The 16229-nt window shown below is 68.9% G+C and carries 14 protein-coding genes; 2 read left to right on the forward strand and 12 right to left on the reverse strand.

All coding sequences use genetic code 11. The features are described 5' to 3' along the window. The first annotated feature begins 542 nt into the window (after positions 1–542). Positions 543–2021: a 30S ribosomal protein S1 gene (gene rpsA / locus AC08OO_RS05585; RefSeq protein WP_011435507.1), complete on the forward strand. Its 1479-nt coding sequence runs from the start codon at positions 543–545 to the stop codon at positions 2019–2021. A gap of 132 nt (positions 2022–2153) precedes the next feature. On the opposite strand, the gene AC08OO_RS05590 is transcribed toward rpsA, so the two are convergent. After that, positions 2154–2336: a Trm112 family protein gene (locus tag AC08OO_RS05590; protein WP_011435508.1), complete on the reverse strand. Its 183-nt coding sequence runs from the start codon at positions 2334–2336 to the stop codon at positions 2154–2156. A gap of 287 nt (positions 2337–2623) precedes the next feature. On the opposite strand from AC08OO_RS05590, the gene AC08OO_RS05595 reads away from it, so the two are divergent. Further along, on the forward strand, positions 2624–3160 hold the full coding sequence (locus tag AC08OO_RS05595; protein WP_476609176.1) for a glutathione peroxidase: 537 nt from the start codon (positions 2624–2626) through the stop codon (positions 3158–3160). Between the two features lie 114 nt (positions 3161–3274). Here AC08OO_RS05595 and AC08OO_RS05600 read toward each other — a convergent pair whose 3' ends face one another. From AC08OO_RS05600 to AC08OO_RS05650, 11 genes are all read right to left on the reverse strand, one after another. After that, the gene (locus AC08OO_RS05600) at positions 3275–4336 is read right to left on the reverse strand and encodes a glycoside hydrolase family 26 protein (protein WP_476609174.1); all 1062 of its coding nucleotides are present in this window, start codon (positions 4334–4336) and stop codon (positions 3275–3277) included. After that, on the reverse strand, positions 4333–5319 hold the full coding sequence (locus tag AC08OO_RS05605) for a hypothetical protein (protein WP_476609173.1): 987 nt from the start codon (positions 5317–5319) through the stop codon (positions 4333–4335). Before AC08OO_RS05605 ends, AC08OO_RS05600 begins: the two co-directional genes overlap by 4 nt. 127 nt (positions 5320–5446) lie before the next feature. Further along, on the reverse strand, positions 5447–7087 hold the full coding sequence (locus AC08OO_RS05610) for a hypothetical protein (protein ID WP_476609172.1): 1641 nt from the start codon (positions 7085–7087) through the stop codon (positions 5447–5449). A 746-nt stretch (positions 7088–7833) separates the two neighbouring features. After that, on the reverse strand, positions 7834–9708 hold the full coding sequence (locus AC08OO_RS05615; RefSeq protein ID WP_476609171.1) for a choline/carnitine O-acyltransferase: 1875 nt from the start codon (positions 9706–9708) through the stop codon (positions 7834–7836). 211 nt (positions 9709–9919) lie between these two features. Then, positions 9920–10891: a class I SAM-dependent methyltransferase gene (locus AC08OO_RS05620; protein WP_476609170.1), complete on the reverse strand. Its 972-nt coding sequence runs from the start codon at positions 10889–10891 to the stop codon at positions 9920–9922. 95 nt (positions 10892–10986) lie between these two features. Continuing rightward, complete coding sequence (locus tag AC08OO_RS05625) at positions 10987–11856, reverse strand: HalD/BesD family halogenase (RefSeq protein ID WP_476606931.1); 870 nt, start codon at positions 11854–11856, stop codon at positions 10987–10989. A gap of 619 nt (positions 11857–12475) precedes the next feature. Then, on the reverse strand, positions 12476–13012 hold the full coding sequence (locus tag AC08OO_RS05630) for a hemerythrin domain-containing protein (RefSeq protein WP_476609169.1): 537 nt from the start codon (positions 13010–13012) through the stop codon (positions 12476–12478). 277 nt (positions 13013–13289) lie between these two features. Further along, entirely contained in the window at positions 13290–13913 is a 624-nt protein-coding gene (locus AC08OO_RS05635; RefSeq protein ID WP_476609168.1) for a hypothetical protein, read from the reverse strand. Positions 13914–13915: 2 nt separating this feature from the next. Next, the gene (locus AC08OO_RS05640) at positions 13916–14527 is read right to left on the reverse strand and encodes a hypothetical protein (protein WP_476606592.1); all 612 of its coding nucleotides are present in this window, start codon (positions 14525–14527) and stop codon (positions 13916–13918) included. Between the two features lie 195 nt (positions 14528–14722). Next, complete coding sequence (gene hypE / locus AC08OO_RS05645; protein WP_011435519.1) at positions 14723–15784, reverse strand: hydrogenase expression/formation protein HypE; 1062 nt, start codon at positions 15782–15784, stop codon at positions 14723–14725. Beyond that, the coding region (locus AC08OO_RS05650; RefSeq protein WP_476618296.1) for a HypD family hydrogenase formation protein at positions 15777–16229 on the reverse strand (453 nt) is incomplete at its 5' end. The genes hypE and AC08OO_RS05650, both read right to left, overlap by 8 nt.

The following is a 16229-nucleotide window of genomic DNA, read 5'->3' on the forward strand; positions in this document are numbered from 1 at the left end:
AGTGCGGGGGGCCCGAGTGCGGGGGGCCCGAGTGCGGGGGATCGGCGAGCCGGCGCTGACCCGAAAATGACCGGGCGTCGGGCGCCGCGAGGCCAGGCCGTCGGCAGGTGTCGGGAATCGGACGCCACGAACTCACCCATTTATCCACTTTTCAACTGATCTGCGCCGTCAGTCCCTGTCGTGTCCCGTCCGCACACGTTCCCACCCGTGTGCCGCGACGATCCGCGGGACGGCGTTGTCCCGCCTACCGTGGTGCCGCGCCGCCACCAAAAACTACATATGGACGTCATGTGTCTGCGCAGAGTGAGAGTGATGGCGGACGGCGCACGTCTTGGTACGGGCGTCCGTTGACCACCCTGGACACCCGTCCCTAGACTTGGGGGCGTGCACGAGGGTCTGTGGGTCTCAGACCGAGCGGATCCACTCGAGCGTCGTTATCGTTTCTGACAGTTTCTTCGTTTTTGGCGTTGTTTCTGTCCCTCGGTCCCGGCGGTTCGATCCGGCCCTCGCGCGGACGACCACCCCTAGCCGGAGCCGACCCCTTGACGAGCACCACCGACGTACGACCCGTGGAGACCGTGACCATCTCGCCCAGCCCGACCACACCACAGGTAGCGGTCAACGACATCGGCTCGGCCGAAGACTTCCTTGCGGCCGTCGACAAGACGATCAAGTTCTTCAACGATGGCGACATCGTTGACGGCATCATCGTCAAGGTCGACCGCGACGAGGTGCTGCTCGACATCGGCTACAAGACCGAGGGCGTGATCCCGTCCCGGGAACTGTCGATCAAGCACGACGTCGACCCGCACGAGGTCGTCAGTGTGGGCGATCACGTCGAGGCCCTTGTCCTCCAGAAGGAGGATAAGGAAGGCCGCCTGATCCTGTCCAAGAAGCGTGCGCAGTACGAGCGCGCCTGGGGCACGATCGAGAAGCTCAAGGACGAGGACGGTGTCGTCACCGGCACCGTGATCGAGGTCGTCAAGGGTGGTCTCATCCTCGACATCGGCCTGCGTGGCTTCCTGCCGGCTTCGCTTGTGGAGATGCGCCGGGTCCGCGATCTGCAGCCCTACGTGGGCCGCGAGCTCGAAGCCAAGATTATCGAGCTGGACAAGAACCGCAACAACGTTGTGCTCTCGCGGCGGGCCTGGCTCGAGCAGACCCAGAGCGAAGTCCGTTCCGAGTTCCTCGCCCAGCTGGCCAAGGGCCAGATCCGCAAGGGCGTGGTCAGCTCCATCGTCAACTTCGGCGCCTTCGTGGACCTCGGCGGTGTGGACGGCCTCGTGCACGTCTCCGAGCTGTCCTGGAAGCACATCGACCACCCGTCCGAGGTGGTCGAGGTCGGCCAGGAGGTTACCGTCGAGGTCCTCGATGTCGACTTGGACCGCGAGCGGGTCTCGCTGTCGCTGAAGGCGACGCAGGAGGACCCGTGGCGTCAGTTCGCCCGGACCCACGCGATCGGTCAGGTCGTTCCAGGCCGGGTCACGAAGCTGGTGCCGTTCGGTGCGTTCGTCCGGGTGGACGAGGGCATCGAGGGGCTGGTCCACATCTCCGAGCTGGCCGAGCGGCACGTGGAGATCCCCGAGCAGGTCGTGAACGTCGGTGACGAGATCCTGGTGAAGGTCATCGACATCGACCTCGACCGCCGCCGCATCAGCCTGTCGCTCAAGCAGGCGAACGAGGCGACAGGGCTGGCTGTTGACGGCGAGGCGTTCGACCCGAGCCAGTACGGCATGGAAGCCAAGTACGACGAGCAGGGTAACTACGTCTACCCCGAAGGCTTCGACCCCGAGACCGGGGAATGGCTCGAAGGTTACGAGGAGCAGCAGGCGGAATGGGAGCGGCAGTACGCCGAGGCCCAGGCCCGCTTCGAGGCGCACCAGGTCCAGATCCGGGCCGCGCAGGAGGCCGACGCCGCCGCGGCGGCCCCCTCCTCCTACACCTCCCAGTCCGAGCAGCCTTCCTCGGCGATCGATGAAGAGGCGCTGCGTCGGCTGCGTGAGCAGTTCGGTCGGGAGTAGCCGACTCCCGTCACCGACGGTCGGGGCCCGGGGATCTTCTCCCCGGGCCCCGACCGATTTCCGATCCTTTCCCCTGCCCGTCCCAGACCCGGCGGAAGCCCAGTCCCGGGTAGAGGGAGGTCCTGGGTCGGATCAGGACGAGGAGCGCGCCACGGCCGGGTCGACGTGATCCGGCCTGAGCAGGATCGGAACGTCGTCGCGGATCTCGTAGCGATGGCCGAGACGCGGGTTGACCAGCCAGCCGTCGACGAGCTCCAGCGGTCCCTTGTCGACCGGGCAGGCGAGGATCTTCAACAGTTCGGGTTCGATGGTCATCTCTGACGTTCCTGTTCGTCGTCTTGGGGGGCCGTCGCGGGACCCGTGAGTATCCGTTCCGGATCCCATGAGCATCGCAGACACCCAGGTCGGCCCTGACCGGTCCCGACCGGGGGCGCCAGCCATCCCGGTGTCGATCCCGGTCGTGAGGCACCGGTTCGCCTCGCTGACGGGTTATGCAACCAACTCGATGACATAAAAACTTCTGGGGGATAGCGTCGAAGTCGCTCGGCGGCCGGAGACCGGCCGCGAAGTCCCAGCTCGCCCTCATCGAGAGTCAGGTGTCCATGACTGTCCATGACTTCACCGTCGATGCCGCGGACGGAACCTCCCGCTCGCTCGGCGACTACGCCGGCCAGACGTTGCTGATTGTCAACGTTGCCAGCAAATGCGGTCTGACGCCGCAGTACGAGGGGCTGGAGTCCCTGTACCGGGATCTGCACGGCCACGGCCTGGAGATCCTCGGCTTCCCGTGCAACCAGTTCGGCGGGCAGGAGCCGGGCACCGATGCGGAGATCCAGGAGTTCTGCGCCACGAAGTTCGACGTCACCTTCCCGGTCCTGAGGAAGATCGAGGTGAACGGACCCGACGCGGCCCCGCTGTACACCCACCTGCGTTCCGAGGCGCCCGGTGACTTCGGGCCCGATGCGGGTTTCCTCTACGAGCACATCAAGAAGACCCGGCCGGAAGCGATCGGCACCGACGAGATCAAGTGGAACTTCACCAAGTTCCTTGTCGACCCGGACGGAAAAGTGGTCCGCCGGTACGAGCCGACCGTCACCCCCGAGGAGATCCGCGAGGACCTCGAGGCCGCCCTGGCCTGATGGTTCTCCCGTGCCCGGCCTGCCGCTATCGCCGGCCGGGGACGGGAGAAGCCGGTCGGGCACGCCGAAGCCGGCGATGCCCGCAGGCTTCGCAGCAGGAGTAGGCGAGCGCGGTCAGCGGACGCCGAACAGCGCCAGATAGCGTTCCGCCGCGTTCGGGTTCAGTACCGGCCTGTACAGTGAGGACTCCACGTTCCCCTCCTCGGCGTTGTTGAAGTACGCCTCGTAGGCCAGGGCGTCGGCGTTCGCGGTGAAGGTCTCGTACATCTTCTGGATGTAGTAGGGGTTGTCGCCACCGCCGCCGGTCGTGCGCACCAGACCCCACTCCGGAACGGCGAACTTCTTGCCGTGGGCGCGGGCGAAGGCGATCACCGTGCACAGACCGGACCGCAGATGACATTGCCGGTCCCAGATTGTCTTACTGACGGACGCGGGGTAAGAGTCGTAGGAGTCGATGCTGACCACGTCGACGTAGTCGTCACCGGGATAGGCGTCCCAGCTGTCCTGACCGCTTACCGGCAGGTGATCCCGGTGCGCGGTCATGTTCCAGTCGATCCGCACGTGCGGCGCGGTCGACCGGATCGCCAGGACCGTGCGGCGGTAGCAGGTCTTCCAGGTCTCGACGTCGCGTGGATACCACCAGAACCAGTCGCCGTTGAACTCCCAGCCGAGCCGGACGAAGGCGTCGCCGCGGCCGAACGTCGTCAGCGTGGTGCCGAACTGCCGCCAGTAGTTGTCGTAGGCGCCAGTCGCGCAGGTGGCCTCGTCGCCGTCTTTGGGAAACATCGGCTGGGCGACCGACAGGCCGCCGGGGAACTTGTCCCGGGTGAAGGCCTGCGTCGGCCAGCCGGCCGAGACCAGGTTGGTCCAGTCCTGCCGATCCGTGAAGACGACGGCCAGGTCCACCTTGCGGCCGGTGAAGACCGACCAGAGGTTGACGTCCGCGGGGTAGTTGCCGTTGGCGCCGGAGACCCAGCGCACGCCGCCGGGCTGGGGCGGCTTGGGTTTGTTCGAGCAGGAGCTGAGCCCGCCGGCGACCAGGCCGATGACCAGCAGGAGGAGCAGCGGCAGCGGGAGTGGCCGCGGATGGGCGGCACGTCTGTTCCTCGTCCGGGCGGCGCGGACGGTGCGGCGGCCGGCAGACCCCCACCCTCGCGGTGCCGGTCGCGGTCTCACGCGACGGAGGGTCTGTGCATGGTGGAGGGTCCGTGCGTACCCGAAGCCGTGGCAATGGCGCCGAGCAGCGGCGTCTCCACCGGGCCGGGCCGCCGAGCCTGTAGCCAGGTCTGCACGGCCTCGGCCTCGACCGCCCAGTCGTGACCGGGAACGAGCGCCTCACCCAGCTCCATGTGCGTGGCCATGGAGGGCTCCGGCACCAGCATCGTGCGGCGCAGCCGTTCGGGCCGCGCCAAGGCGACGGCGTTGAGTGTCGTGCGCAGCCCGCTCAGCACCACCCGACGAGCGATCCGCGCGGCGGGGGATGGCGGGGCGAACGCAGGCGGTTCCCCGCTCAGCTCGGCCAGCCGGAAGGGCTGGAAACCCTGCAGGGTGAGACAGGTCGCGCGGTCGAAGGCGCCGCCGACGAACGGGATCGAGCGCAGCAGCAGTTCGTCCTCGAGCAGGGTGCCGACCCGCAGACCGAACGTGCTGGTCGTGGTGGCGGCCCTGGCCCAGGTCACGCCGTCGACCACCGGCGCGTGGGAGTTGCTGCCGCCGTCCCGGTGGATCATTGGCCGGCGGCGGGTGGTGGTTGAGGAGAATCGCAGCGTGCTGTAAAGGGTGAAGTAATCGACCGCGGGGAGCGCGGTCGCTGCCGCGACGAGACTGGAAAGCGATTTTTCCGTGTACAAATAGTCATCTTCGGCGAGCCAGACCAGATCGTCCGGCGACCAGCGCCGGACCCGCGGCATCCGCAGCACGTACCGGTAGGACGCGCGATTGCTGCCGCACTGCACCGACTGCACCTCGCCGGCGGACGTCATCACGGCAAGACGCTCCGCCGGCATAGGGCCGTCATTGACGAAGACGATCCGTACCGGGATGTCGACGTTCTCGACGGCCCGGAGGAGAGAGGCCAACGCAAGCATCTTGCTGTAGAAGGTCGGTCGGTTCTTCGTGTTCTCCGAACCGACCGATCGATAAAGAATACGCAGAATCATCGCAACCCCCCTACCGGCCCTGGCCCGGCAGCGCTCATCGTGGTGGCCTCGACGCCTCGGACACCGCCTCGACGCGGTCGGCCGAACATCTTGCACACAGCTTGTACGTTACCGTGAAACATCATTATCATTGATCATTGCCGGTCCCGGTCGGGTGCTCCGGCACTCGGCCCTGTACGTCCGGTCCGGCAGGCTCGCCGGAAAGGGCGATCGCCGTGTCCCGTTCCACCTCCCGTGCGGCCCGGCGGACGAGGATGAACCAGATGGGTACGGTCACCCAGAAGGCAAGTATGTAACCGCAGACCGCGCCGGTGCCGCCGCCGATCTCCAGACCGACGATCGGATAGACGACAAGCTGGGGGGCGAGCACCGCATTCGCGCGGAAGGTGAGCTTGGCCTTGCCGAGCGCGTAGAGCATGCAGGCCGGCCCGACCGTCGCTGCGGGGCCCGCCTGCTGCACGATGGACAGCGCCAGCAGGTCGTGGGTCTGCTCCCAGGTCTGGCCGAGCAGCGAGTGCCCGATGCTCGTCGGCAGGACGAGAAAGATCGTCCCCCAGGCGGCGCCGGCCGCGACGATCACCGCGGACAGGGCGTAGGCGGCGCGGACCCGGGCTGCGGCCGAGAGGTCCTTGCGGCGGGAGAACTCGGGGATGGCCCAGCTCACGATCCCGACCGCGAGAATGGTCGTCGGTCCGAGCAGGGTCTGCACCCCGCGCAGCGCGCCGACCAGGTCGATCGCGCCCAGCGTACCGAGCAGCAGGGTGGATGCCTGCTGGGCGCCCTGGACGGTGAGGTACTCGGCGCTCATGTACCCGTTGACATCGCGGTGTTCGACGACCCACTGGCGCACGAGGCTCGGCGCCGGCTTGAAGCCGGCCTGCGTGACGCCCAGCATGGCTGCGACCGCGGCGGCGCCGCCCCAGGCCAGCAGCATCGCCCACGAGGTGGAGACGTCGCGGACGATCAGCGCGTAGATGGCGGCGAACTGGACGATCGCCCAGATCCCGTCGTTGGCGGCGGCGGCGGCCGGGCGACCCTCGGCGAAGAAGACCTGCCGCCAGGCGTCCTGGAGCAGCAGCGTGGGAAAGACCAGTCCCATCGCGACCAGCGAGGCGCCGACCGAGCCGCCCATCGCCGCACCGACGGCAAGCGTCACGACCCCGCAGACCAGCCCGATCACGAGGGCGGTGCCGGTCCCCGCCGCGCCGGCCACCCGAAACACCCGCGGCGGCACGTCGGAGAACTTCATCCCCAGCGGAGCGGTGCCGACGGCCTTCGAGAACCCGATCATCAATGAGAAGATCGCGAAGGCGACGGCGAAGGCCCCGAACTCGGACTTGCTGACGCTGTGGGCGATGACGAAGGACATCACGGCGTTCGTCCCGCTGGAGAGCACCTGGTCGACGAGTGTCCAGATGGCCCGCGAGCGGCTGGAACCCCGGGTCGGTCGCTCGTCATGGTGGCGACCACCGGCCGGACCGCCGTCGTCCAGGATGGTCAGCCCGTAGTCGACCGGTTCCCCACAATCCGGGACTGCCGGTGCCTCGCGCCCCCGGTGGAGCTCGCCGCGGCCGATCGGGGGGATGAGCCATTCGCCGGTCGCGGGACCCCACAGGGGGAGCAGCCCCTCGGGGGTCGGCCCGTCCAGTGCCGTCCCGAAGGCTTCCACGGCCGGGACCCGGCGGCCGCGCAGGCCGCGGATGACCTGGGTCCGCTCCTGGTCGAACTGTTCCGGTCGTGGCGACAGGGCGGCGGTGACCTCCGGCACGGGTTCCGTCCGGGGGCGTGGTGACTCGTGCTGCTGGGCCGTGGCCGGCGCGGATGTGTCCGGGCCGGTCACCGGAGCCCACCCGGCCCTCCGCCGGGTGGTACTCGGACGGTGGAGGGATCGCGGAGAGTCCTGATGATCGTCTTTTGTCGGGGGTCGGTGGCCAAACTCATTGATCCACCGCCGTCCGTCCTCTCCGTGCCGCATCGGTTCGACCCCGGCTCCCCGTGCCGGCCGGGCGAGCGACACCGCCGCTTCCGCGCGGGACGACGACCGAGCCCACTGCGTCGCTTCTGGCCAGGGCGCCAGTCGGCCAGGGTGCTAGCAGGATGGTAGCTCGATGGGATCGGAACGCTCGGCTAGGGCCGCTCGGGTGGATCTGGTCCGACCGGACCCGACAACGGTGGTTGGCCAGAGCGGATCGCGGGGGCATGGAACGGGCGATGAGATCGCGATCCTCCGGCATGTGCCTGCCCCGTAGACGGTTCGTTCGCCTACGTCCGCAATCTTCCGCATCCAGGCTGATGGTCCGTAAGTTTAGCAGTCGGGCCTCGGCCCGATCCCCTTGTTACGTCGGTCACCCCCGGTAGGGCGGTACTCGGTGGTGGATCCAGTGAGGTGGGGTGCGCCATCCGATCCGCTTCCGGGACACCGGCTGCCGGCCGGGTCAGGGCATCCCTGATGCCGGTGGCCGCGCTCGCGGAGGCCTGGACAAGGCAGGAGCGGGGCATGGGCCGCATCATCAATTACCTGGAATAGCCCGCCTTGAATGGCCCGTCGCCCGTCTCATCGGTGGCGAGCAGGTCCTGCAGCTCGGTGACGACCTGCTGGAGCTGGTCGGCGAACGCGTACATCCCGTCCGCGACCGCACGCGGCGTGCTCAGGTAGAGGTTGAACCGGTCCGGCAGCAGCACGTAGGCGATGCCGATGCACTGGCTGCTGGTAGACCCGAAGCCGAAGAACTCGACGTTGGTGGACGGCGCGGAGCTGGTGCTCAGGTAGTCGTCGCGCGCCTTGAGCCAGCCCGGGGCCTCGTAGAGCGCGATCGGCTCGCTCACCCCCAGCCGCTCGCCTCGGCGGCGGGCGATGAACTGCAGCTCCCACAGGTGCTGCTCGGGGGCCCGCCCGGCCTGGCAGTCCTTCGCGCGCCGCACGTGCGCGCCGGCGGCGGCGCGGAACGCGGTCCGGCGGGTGGCGGTGTCGGTGTCCGGGTCGTTGAGTACGGTCACGAACCGTTGGATCTCCGGGGTGACGACCCGCATCGCTTCCGTGCGGCCGCGCCGCCAGTGCCGGGTGGCGATCGATTCATAGGTGGCGCCGATGTGCCCCTTGGCCCGGCTGTGCGCCAGCTGGTAGGCGAGCTGCACGAATGCGTCCGGTGACGTCTTCAGGGCCTTGGCCCGGTTCTGCCCGAAGTCGGTGAAGGACAACACCGTTGAGGCGGTCGCCGCGGCGAACTCCGCGAACGACGCGCCGGCGGCGGCCACATCCGCCCGCAGGCTGGCGTCGAGGACGAACTCGACGGGCTCGATGACGGGTAGCCCCTGGGGCCGGGCGCCAGAGCTCGCCGAGTGCTCCGCGGGCGAGGTACCCAGCAGGTCGTCGACGAAGCTGAGGATCGTCGTCCCGTCCAGCCCGCAGTGCTCGACGTTGATGCCCGCCCGGCCGTCGGCGAAAACGATCAGTGACACCGCCTTGTCGAACCACCGGTTGGCGCTGTCGCCGTGGAGCAGGTGGTCACACGCGGCCAGGTTGTCCTCGGGGGTGAAGTCTTCCAGGCACAGGGCGAACAGCGCGGTCTCGATCGTGTCGAGCGCGGCCGCGTTGGCGGGGTCCAGAGTGAGCAGCGTCTGGCGGCTCGCGGCCCAGTCAGCCCGGGCCTTGGTGGTGAGCTGGCCGACGGCGGCGTCCGCCGGAATCCGCGATGCGGCGGCCTTCACCACGGCGCGCAGGCCCGCCGCGAGGTCGTCCAGGGTGTACGGGTGACCGTCCGGCCCGACGACGTCCAGCCGGACGATGTTTCCCCGGTGGAAGACGACGATGTGGCGGGCCTGGGACGGCCCGGGCCACTGCTCGCTGTACGGGGTGCGCACGGTGTCCTGGACCGTTCCCGGGATCCGGGTCGTGGAGAACAGGAACGTGTTCTGCGCCATCGACAGCGTCTGGCCGCGCTGGACAATCGGCTCGACCCGCTCGTCGTCGAGGCGCAGCTTGTAGTCGACGGCTGCCGCCACGAGCCCGGCGGCCCGCTCCACCTGCGGCTGCTCGGCGGACAGACCCTCGGCGTCCTTGAACAGGAAGATGTAGTTCGCGTTGAGCGCGATGCGGTCGCGCCGGCCGAGGTAGCGGGAGTCCCAGAAGCCGTCCAGCCAGCTGTGTACGCCCTCGGTGGCGTCGTAGCGCTCCAGCGCCGCGTGCAGGGTGAGGCCGGGGCCGCCCGGTGCCTGGAAGGCCGCGACGGCTGCCTCGGTCGTCGCCCGCTCGGCCGGGGTCAGCAGCGGCGCGGACCAGGCAAGGAAACGTTCGCAGCTCTCCGCCAGCGTGGGCAATGGCACCCGGGGCAGCAGATCGTCGTTCGCGAAGGTTCCGGTGGATCGCTGGGAGCTACTGATCGCATTCATGCTGGGCCTCGGGTTGTCTCGGGGAACTCGTCTCGGGGACACGGTCATGGTGAACGCCACAGGCTGCGTTGGGTCCATGGTCGCCGAGATTCCACGGGTGGCGGGCGTTCCATCGGACATTCGGCTCGTACGGTTCATCCGACTCGCATGATGGCCGGGGCGCCCTCGACCTACCGGCCGCGCGGGGGACGCCGCCGGCACCGGTCGCCCGTCATCCTGGCGGAACCGGCCGGGTGGATGCCGCCGCCGGTCGCCGGCCGGAGGCGGGATGAGCGGTCGAGGAACTGGTCACCCCGCGCGGCCGAGAGATGTGCAGCTGGGCGTACAGCCAGCCCTCGGCCTCCAGCCCCCGTGGATCGACGCCGACGGTGGACAGCGTGTCGAGCACGAGCGACTGCTCCTCGGCGGAGGCGAAGCGCCGCTGCCGGAAAACGCCGTTGACGTGCACGGTCTCATACCCGAGCCCCGCGAGCGTCGCCTCGACCGGTTCGAACGGGAACATCCGCAGCACGAAGTGGGCCATCCACGGCCTGCGCTCACCGGCCGCGCGGGCCACCCGGGCGATGGTCCGCTCGGTGACGTACCCGAGGCAGCCCGTCGAGACGACGATGTCCGTTCCGGCGAGCCGCTCCCGTTCGGCGTCGGTCGGGTCACGGTCCTCCAGGTTGGCGTGCACGGCGTCATCGAGGAACCCAGCCGCGGACGCATAGGAGATGGCCGGCCCCGAGCTGTCCAGACCGAGGAACCGGCTCGTCTCCAGCCCGTCGCGGGACCGGACGAGTTCGCGGTCACGGGCGAGCAGCACGTCCCGGGTCGGCCGGGTGCCGGGCGGTGAGTAGCGCTCGTGCAGGTCGTCAAACGTCACGTCACAGCGGAGCAGCGCGGCGTTGATCCCGTAGGAGCAGCCCACGTCCAAGACCGTCGGCGGTCGTCCCCAAACCATCCGGAATTCCCGGATGAGCTGGCTGAAGTACGGTTTGGCGAGCTGCGGGATACGGTAGTCGAGTTTCCGCAGGGTACTGAAGTAGGCGTGCGGGTCGGGCTGCGTGTAGATGTGGTCGAGCGAGATCTTCCCGCTGTCGTCGAACCGCCTCGTCCCGGTGGGGTACGCGGCCTCGGGGGAATTCGTGGTTCCGTCGGAGTCGGTGGTCTCGGCAGAATATCTGCTGTCGTCGGAATACACGCGTCTGGCGCTCCTCGTGACGGGCGGTCGGGGCAGATGGGCCGGTGGCAGATGGGCCGGTGCTGACGCAGCTTGCCGACCTCATTCTGGTCCAGCTAGTCCAGCAGCTGGTCGACGCGGACCGCGCTCTTCTCCGCCGCCAGGTGCCGCGGAAGGACCCGGCCGAAGAGCTGCTTCGTGCGCGCGACACTGCCGACGACCCCGGGGTGCCCGGTGTAGGCGAAGATTGCGGAATGCCGGGCCGTGTCGCCCTCGACCGGGCTCACCCGGTGCATCGAATAGCGGCCCAGGAAAAGCTGGAGATCACCCGGTCGGAGGGCGAGACGCCGGACCAGATGGCCGCCCTCGCCCGCCAGCACGGCCCGCACGTCGGCGAAGTTCTCCGCCTGCGCGGACCTGATGTTCGGGCAGTACTCGAAGTCGCCCCCGGCCCGCGGCGCCTGCGTGAGCAGGCTCACCGCGAATTCGTTCGTGTCGAAGTGCCAGGGGTGCTCCAGCCCGGGGGCGATGATGTTGAGGCACAGTCCGGCCAGCGGGTCGGCGAGTTCGTGGACTCTCGGCAGGTCGAAGCAGCCGGCGATGAAATGCTGGAAGAGCTCGCTGGTGTAGAGGTGGTGGACGGCGAATTCGGTGGGAATCTGGTCGCGGGCGACGAAGGCATTCCCCCGCCGCATCGTGAACCGGCCCGGATGATCGGCCGGCAACGACGGGTCGACCGCGATGTTGTAGGCGTTGACCGTCTCGACCTCGTCATACGCGAGCGGAGCGACGGTGGCGCACTCCTGTGCGACCGCGGTGAATGCGGAGGGCCGGACGAATTCCGGGAGGACACAGCATCCGCGAGTGCGCAGTTCCGCCCGGGCCCACGAGACGACGTCCCGCCAGGCGTGGCTCGAAGGTTCGGTGAGAGGATAACGAACAGTATTGATCAGCTCGCTGATGGACCAGGTTTCCGTCGCAACCATGTGACTCCTCTCCGCCGCTACGCGGCGGCCCCGGGTCGCCGATGGGAACCGTCCACGACCTCGATGCGATTTGTCACATGGTCGCCCGATGGTCATGATGGCGAAAGTCAGTGTGAGATGTCACACGCCTGTGCTCGCGCGGGACGCGAATCCCGCCCGCCTGCCGCCATTCCAGCAACCCGGCCACGACCTGTCGCGGAGCCGCCATCTTCGGGGCGTCCCGCGCCCTCGTCCTGAGCGGCTGTACGTGGGTGCCCGCGGGCCCGGCGGGCGACCGGACCCGGCCACCGTCGATGCGAACTGGCCGTACCGGCCCCTGTCTGGCCCGGCCGGGAGGTGCCCGGCGCAGGACGCCAACCGTCGGGATCTCAGCCTTCTCGTGTTCACCGGAGATGCGTCCGGCAGGTCCGGCGCAGCGACGTCCGGTAGAGCCATATCTGGTATCGCCATGCCCGGTGCAGCGACGTCCGGTACCGCCACATCCGGTACCGCCACGTCCCGTACCGGCGTGCCCGGGAGCGATCCCGGCCCGACCCCGCCGCAACGGCCGATGCCCGAAGGCTGATCCGATGCCTGGAGCCGGCCGTTCCGGCGAGGGAGTCGGTCATCGTACGAGGTTTCAGGAGCTTACGAGCTTCAGCGCCTGGCGGATCTCGCCGAGACGGTTCCATTGTTCGTTGCTGAGAATCGAGACGGCGGCGTGGAACACGCCGTCCTGTTCCTTCGCGATGTGCCTGCGCAGCAGGCTCATCGCCTCGATGACCAGTGTCGGCCAAGCGGGATCGACCCGGGCGGTGCCGTCGGTCGCCCCGGCGAGCACAGCCTCGATCCGGCGGTGCTCGCTCTGCAGGATCGCGATCTGTTCGGGGAACTCGAGTGCCATCGCGGGGAACAGACCCTGCTCCTCCACTACCGTCTGCGGCTGGAGAACCGCCGACATCTGCTCACAGAGTGTCACCATTGCCCCGACGTCACCCTGTCGATATGCCTCGTGCGTGTCGGCGATGAGATCGGTGACCTGGTTGTGTTCCCCGATCAGGGCCGCGATCGCCGGCAGCGACTGACAGTTGCAATATTCACGCATAGCACCCACCTTGGGTAGAAGAAGATCAGCGACGACCCCGCGTCCCGCGTGCCCCACCGGCAGCGTCGCCATCCCATCCCCACTCGCACGGCGGCGCTCGCGTCGCGCCGCTCATGGTCATCATCGAATGGCCAGGGCGGCTCCCACACGGCCGATGGTCCTGTCCGCTGCCCTACCAACGGCGGCAGGGCAGCGGTCCGCGAGTCGCCCTTCCCCACCGCCGATCGGAACGAACGGGCAGCATCCGCGCGGTGCCGGCGACAGCGAGCAGCAGCCCCACGACGGCGACGGAGATGGCGTCGGCGGCTGCGACGACCGGTCAGCCCTGACTGTTAGTCCTGACTCTGGTTCAGTCCTGACTGGCGAGGTAGCCGATGACCATCGCACCCCACCATCCGGCCTGGGAGAGCAGGTTACTGATTATCGATCGGGCCAGGAGCGCCCGGGACGGAACGGTGGCGGACTGCTCCAGCCGGTGCTGGATCGCCCAGATGTGCAGGCCGTTGAGGGCGATGAGGAGCACCAGCCCGATCTTCACCTGGGTCAGTCGCCTGGACAGGTCCGGATGCAGCAGGATGCCGCTGAGCACGAGCCCCGCCAGACCAGCCCAGATCATCACGTGCAGGCCGCTGGCCACCCGGATGACGTCCGGGAAGCTGCGCCGACCGAACAGCCATGACAGGGCGAAGAAGTCGATGGCGAGGACCGCGCCGAACCCGCCCACGAGCGCGGCGAGATGCACGAACAGGGCGGCGGTGTGCAGGGTCGGGTCGGCGGTGAGGTGGGCGGCGGTCCAGACGGCCGCAGCCCACCCGACGACGAGTGCTGTTCCGGTGGCGAGGAAAACGGCCCATCGTGGCAGAACCCCGCTGGCAGACGGGGAGAGCTGGGCGATGACCAGGACCGGGACAGGCCGCGGGTCCGCGGGCAGGGAAACAAGCCGCTCGGGTACCTTCTTGCCACGATCATGCATGACTAGTGCCTGAGCGTGACGTTGGTGAAGGTGACAGTCGTGCCGCTGGCCAACGCCGGCGTGTGGCCTTCCTCGCCGTGCCGGAAGAAGGTCGGTACCCCGATTGTTGCGCGCAACGTGTAGCTGCCGTCCTGCGGGATCGAGAAGTTGTTCGCGTAGTGGAAGAATTCGGCGTAGTAGAAGTTGAGTGTCTTCTCCTCCGCAACCGTGCCCTTGCCGTCGATGACCGCGAGCGTGATTGGTACGTTCGGCACGATCCGGCCCGTGGCCGACTCCACGGGGATGATCTCAATGTGGTGCGTCTCGCCGGCGGCGGGCTTGCGGAGTATCTGCTGCCCGCCTTTGCCCTCGTACCAGGGTTCCGCGGCCTCGACGATGTAGCCGATTTTCCACGGTCCGCTCCGGACCTCGCCTCCTTCGGACCGGATCTCCTTGGCGAGCGTCGTGTACTGCTTGAACACGCCCTCCGGTACCGCGACGGAGAAGGTGGTCGAGCTGCTTACCGGGTGTCCCGGGGAAGCCGTCGTGGCGTCGGTCGTCGAATCGTCGGAGCAGGCGGTGAGACCGAGCAGCAGGGAGACGGCCAGTACGGGCAAGGCTGTTCGCTGGGGCATACGTCCTCCTCGGGGGAAGCCTGATATTAGGTTAGCCTAACCTAAATTGATCAGGTTCTGTCAAGGGAATCACCCTTCCGGTCTATATGAGATACTCTCGGTAAGCATTAGCGGTGGGAGGCCTCGGCCTCCCGGCGCACCACGTGCCCTGACCCGTCGATCGTTGGAAAGGCGGGCGCGGCCACGCCGCCGAACTCAGCAGATGCGGGGGAGCTGCTCACCGAGCGGCCGGTCGACGATGCGGGTTCCCCCGAACGCGGTGCGCCCGACAACCACGCCCGGATGCTCCGCGGTGACCGTGCCGATGACGGCCGCGTCACGCCCCGCCGGATGCGCCCGCATCGCCGCGAGCGCCGCGTCGGCGTCGGCGTCGGCGACGAACGCAACCAGCTTGCCCTCGTTCGCCACGTGCAGCGGGTCGAGGCCGAGGAACCCGCAGGCCGCCTCGACCGCGGGCGGCACCGGCACGGCGCGCTCGGCGAACTCGATGCCCGTCCCGGACGCGGCGGCGATCTCGCACAGCGCGGTCGCGAGGCCACCTCGGGTTGGGTCGCGCAGCGCGTGGACCCCCGGCGCGGCCGCCAGCACCGCCGCGACCAGCCCGTGCAGCGCCGTCGTGTCGGAGCGGACCTCGCCGCCGAACTCCAGCCCGTCGCGCACGCTCAGCACGGCGACACCGTGCTCGCCGACGGGACCGGAGACGATGACCCGGTCGCCGGGTCTCGCCCGTTCGGGGCGGATGTCCACCTCGGCCGGGACGAGCCCGATGCCGCTGGTGTTCACGTACAGACCGTCGGCCAGCCCGCGCTCGACGACCTTGGTGTCCCCGGTCGCCAGCCGCACCCCCGCCGCGGCCGCGGCCCGGCCCATCGCCTGCGCCACCCGGCCCAGGACCGCGAGCTCCAGGCCCTCCTCGAGGATGAACCCGGCCGAGAGCGCCACCGGCACTGCGCCGGCACAGGCCAGGTCGTTGATGGTGCCGTGGACCGCGAGCTCGCCGATGGAGCCACCGGGGAAGAACAGCGGGCGCACCACGTACGAGTCGGTGGAGAACGCGAGCCGGGCGCCCGCGACATCCAGGACCGCCGAGTCCGCCGGTGCCCGCGCCGTGTCGGTGGTCCCGAACGCGGGCAGGAACAGGTGCTCGATCAGCTCGCTCGACAGCACGCCGCCGCCGCCGTGCCCCAGTACCACCTGGTGATGGTCACGCAGCGGAAGTGGGCAGGTCCAACCGGTCGGGTCGACGGGGTCAGCCACGGCCGCCCGCCGGAGTCAGCCGCCGGAACTGGAAGTAGGCGGCGCACGCCCCCTCCGCCGAGACCATCGTCGCGCCGAGCGGGGTGCGTGGCGTGCAGGAGGTTCCGAACGCCGGGCACTGCGGCGGTTTGACCAGGCCCTGCAACACCTCGCCGCTGCGGCACTCGGCCGGTTCGGCCACCGTGAGGCCCTCGACGTCGAAGCGGACCTCGGCGTCGAAGTCCCGGTACGCCGCGGACAGCCGCCAACCCGAGTCCGGGATTGTCCCGATTCCCCGCCAGGCCCGGTCACACACCGTGAAAACCTCGGCGAGGATTTCCCGGGCCGCCGGGTTGCCCGCCGGCCGCACCGCCCGCGGGTAGGCGTTCGCGAGTTCTGCCCGCCCCGCCTCGAGCTGCTCGACGGCGTGGCGTACCCCGTCGAGCAGGTCGAGCGGCTCGAAACC

The organism is Frankia sp. CeCAU1 (assembly GCF_977971845.1).

Coding starts and splice junctions, on each gene's coding strand:
- AC08OO_RS05590 (WP_011435508.1), bottom strand. CDS start 2,336: ATGACCATCGAACCCGAACTGTTGAAGATCCTCGCCTGCCCGGTCGAC.
- AC08OO_RS05595 (WP_476609176.1), top strand. CDS start 2,624: ATGACTGTCCATGACTTCACCGTCGATGCCGCGGACGGAACCTCCCGC.
- AC08OO_RS05605 (WP_476609173.1), bottom strand. CDS start 5,319: ATGATTCTGCGTATTCTTTATCGATCGGTCGGTTCGGAGAACACGAAG.
- AC08OO_RS05615 (WP_476609171.1), bottom strand. CDS start 9,708: ATGAATGCGATCAGTAGCTCCCAGCGATCCACCGGAACCTTCGCGAAC.
- AC08OO_RS05625 (WP_476606931.1), bottom strand. CDS start 11,856: ATGGTTGCGACGGAAACCTGGTCCATCAGCGAGCTGATCAATACTGTT.
- AC08OO_RS05630 (WP_476609169.1), bottom strand. CDS start 13,012: ATGGCGACGCTGCCGGTGGGGCACGCGGGACGCGGGGTCGTCGCTGAT.
- AC08OO_RS05635 (WP_476609168.1), bottom strand. CDS start 13,913: ATGCATGATCGTGGCAAGAAGGTACCCGAGCGGCTTGTTTCCCTGCCC.
- AC08OO_RS05640 (WP_476606592.1), bottom strand. CDS start 14,527: ATGCCCCAGCGAACAGCCTTGCCCGTACTGGCCGTCTCCCTGCTGCTC.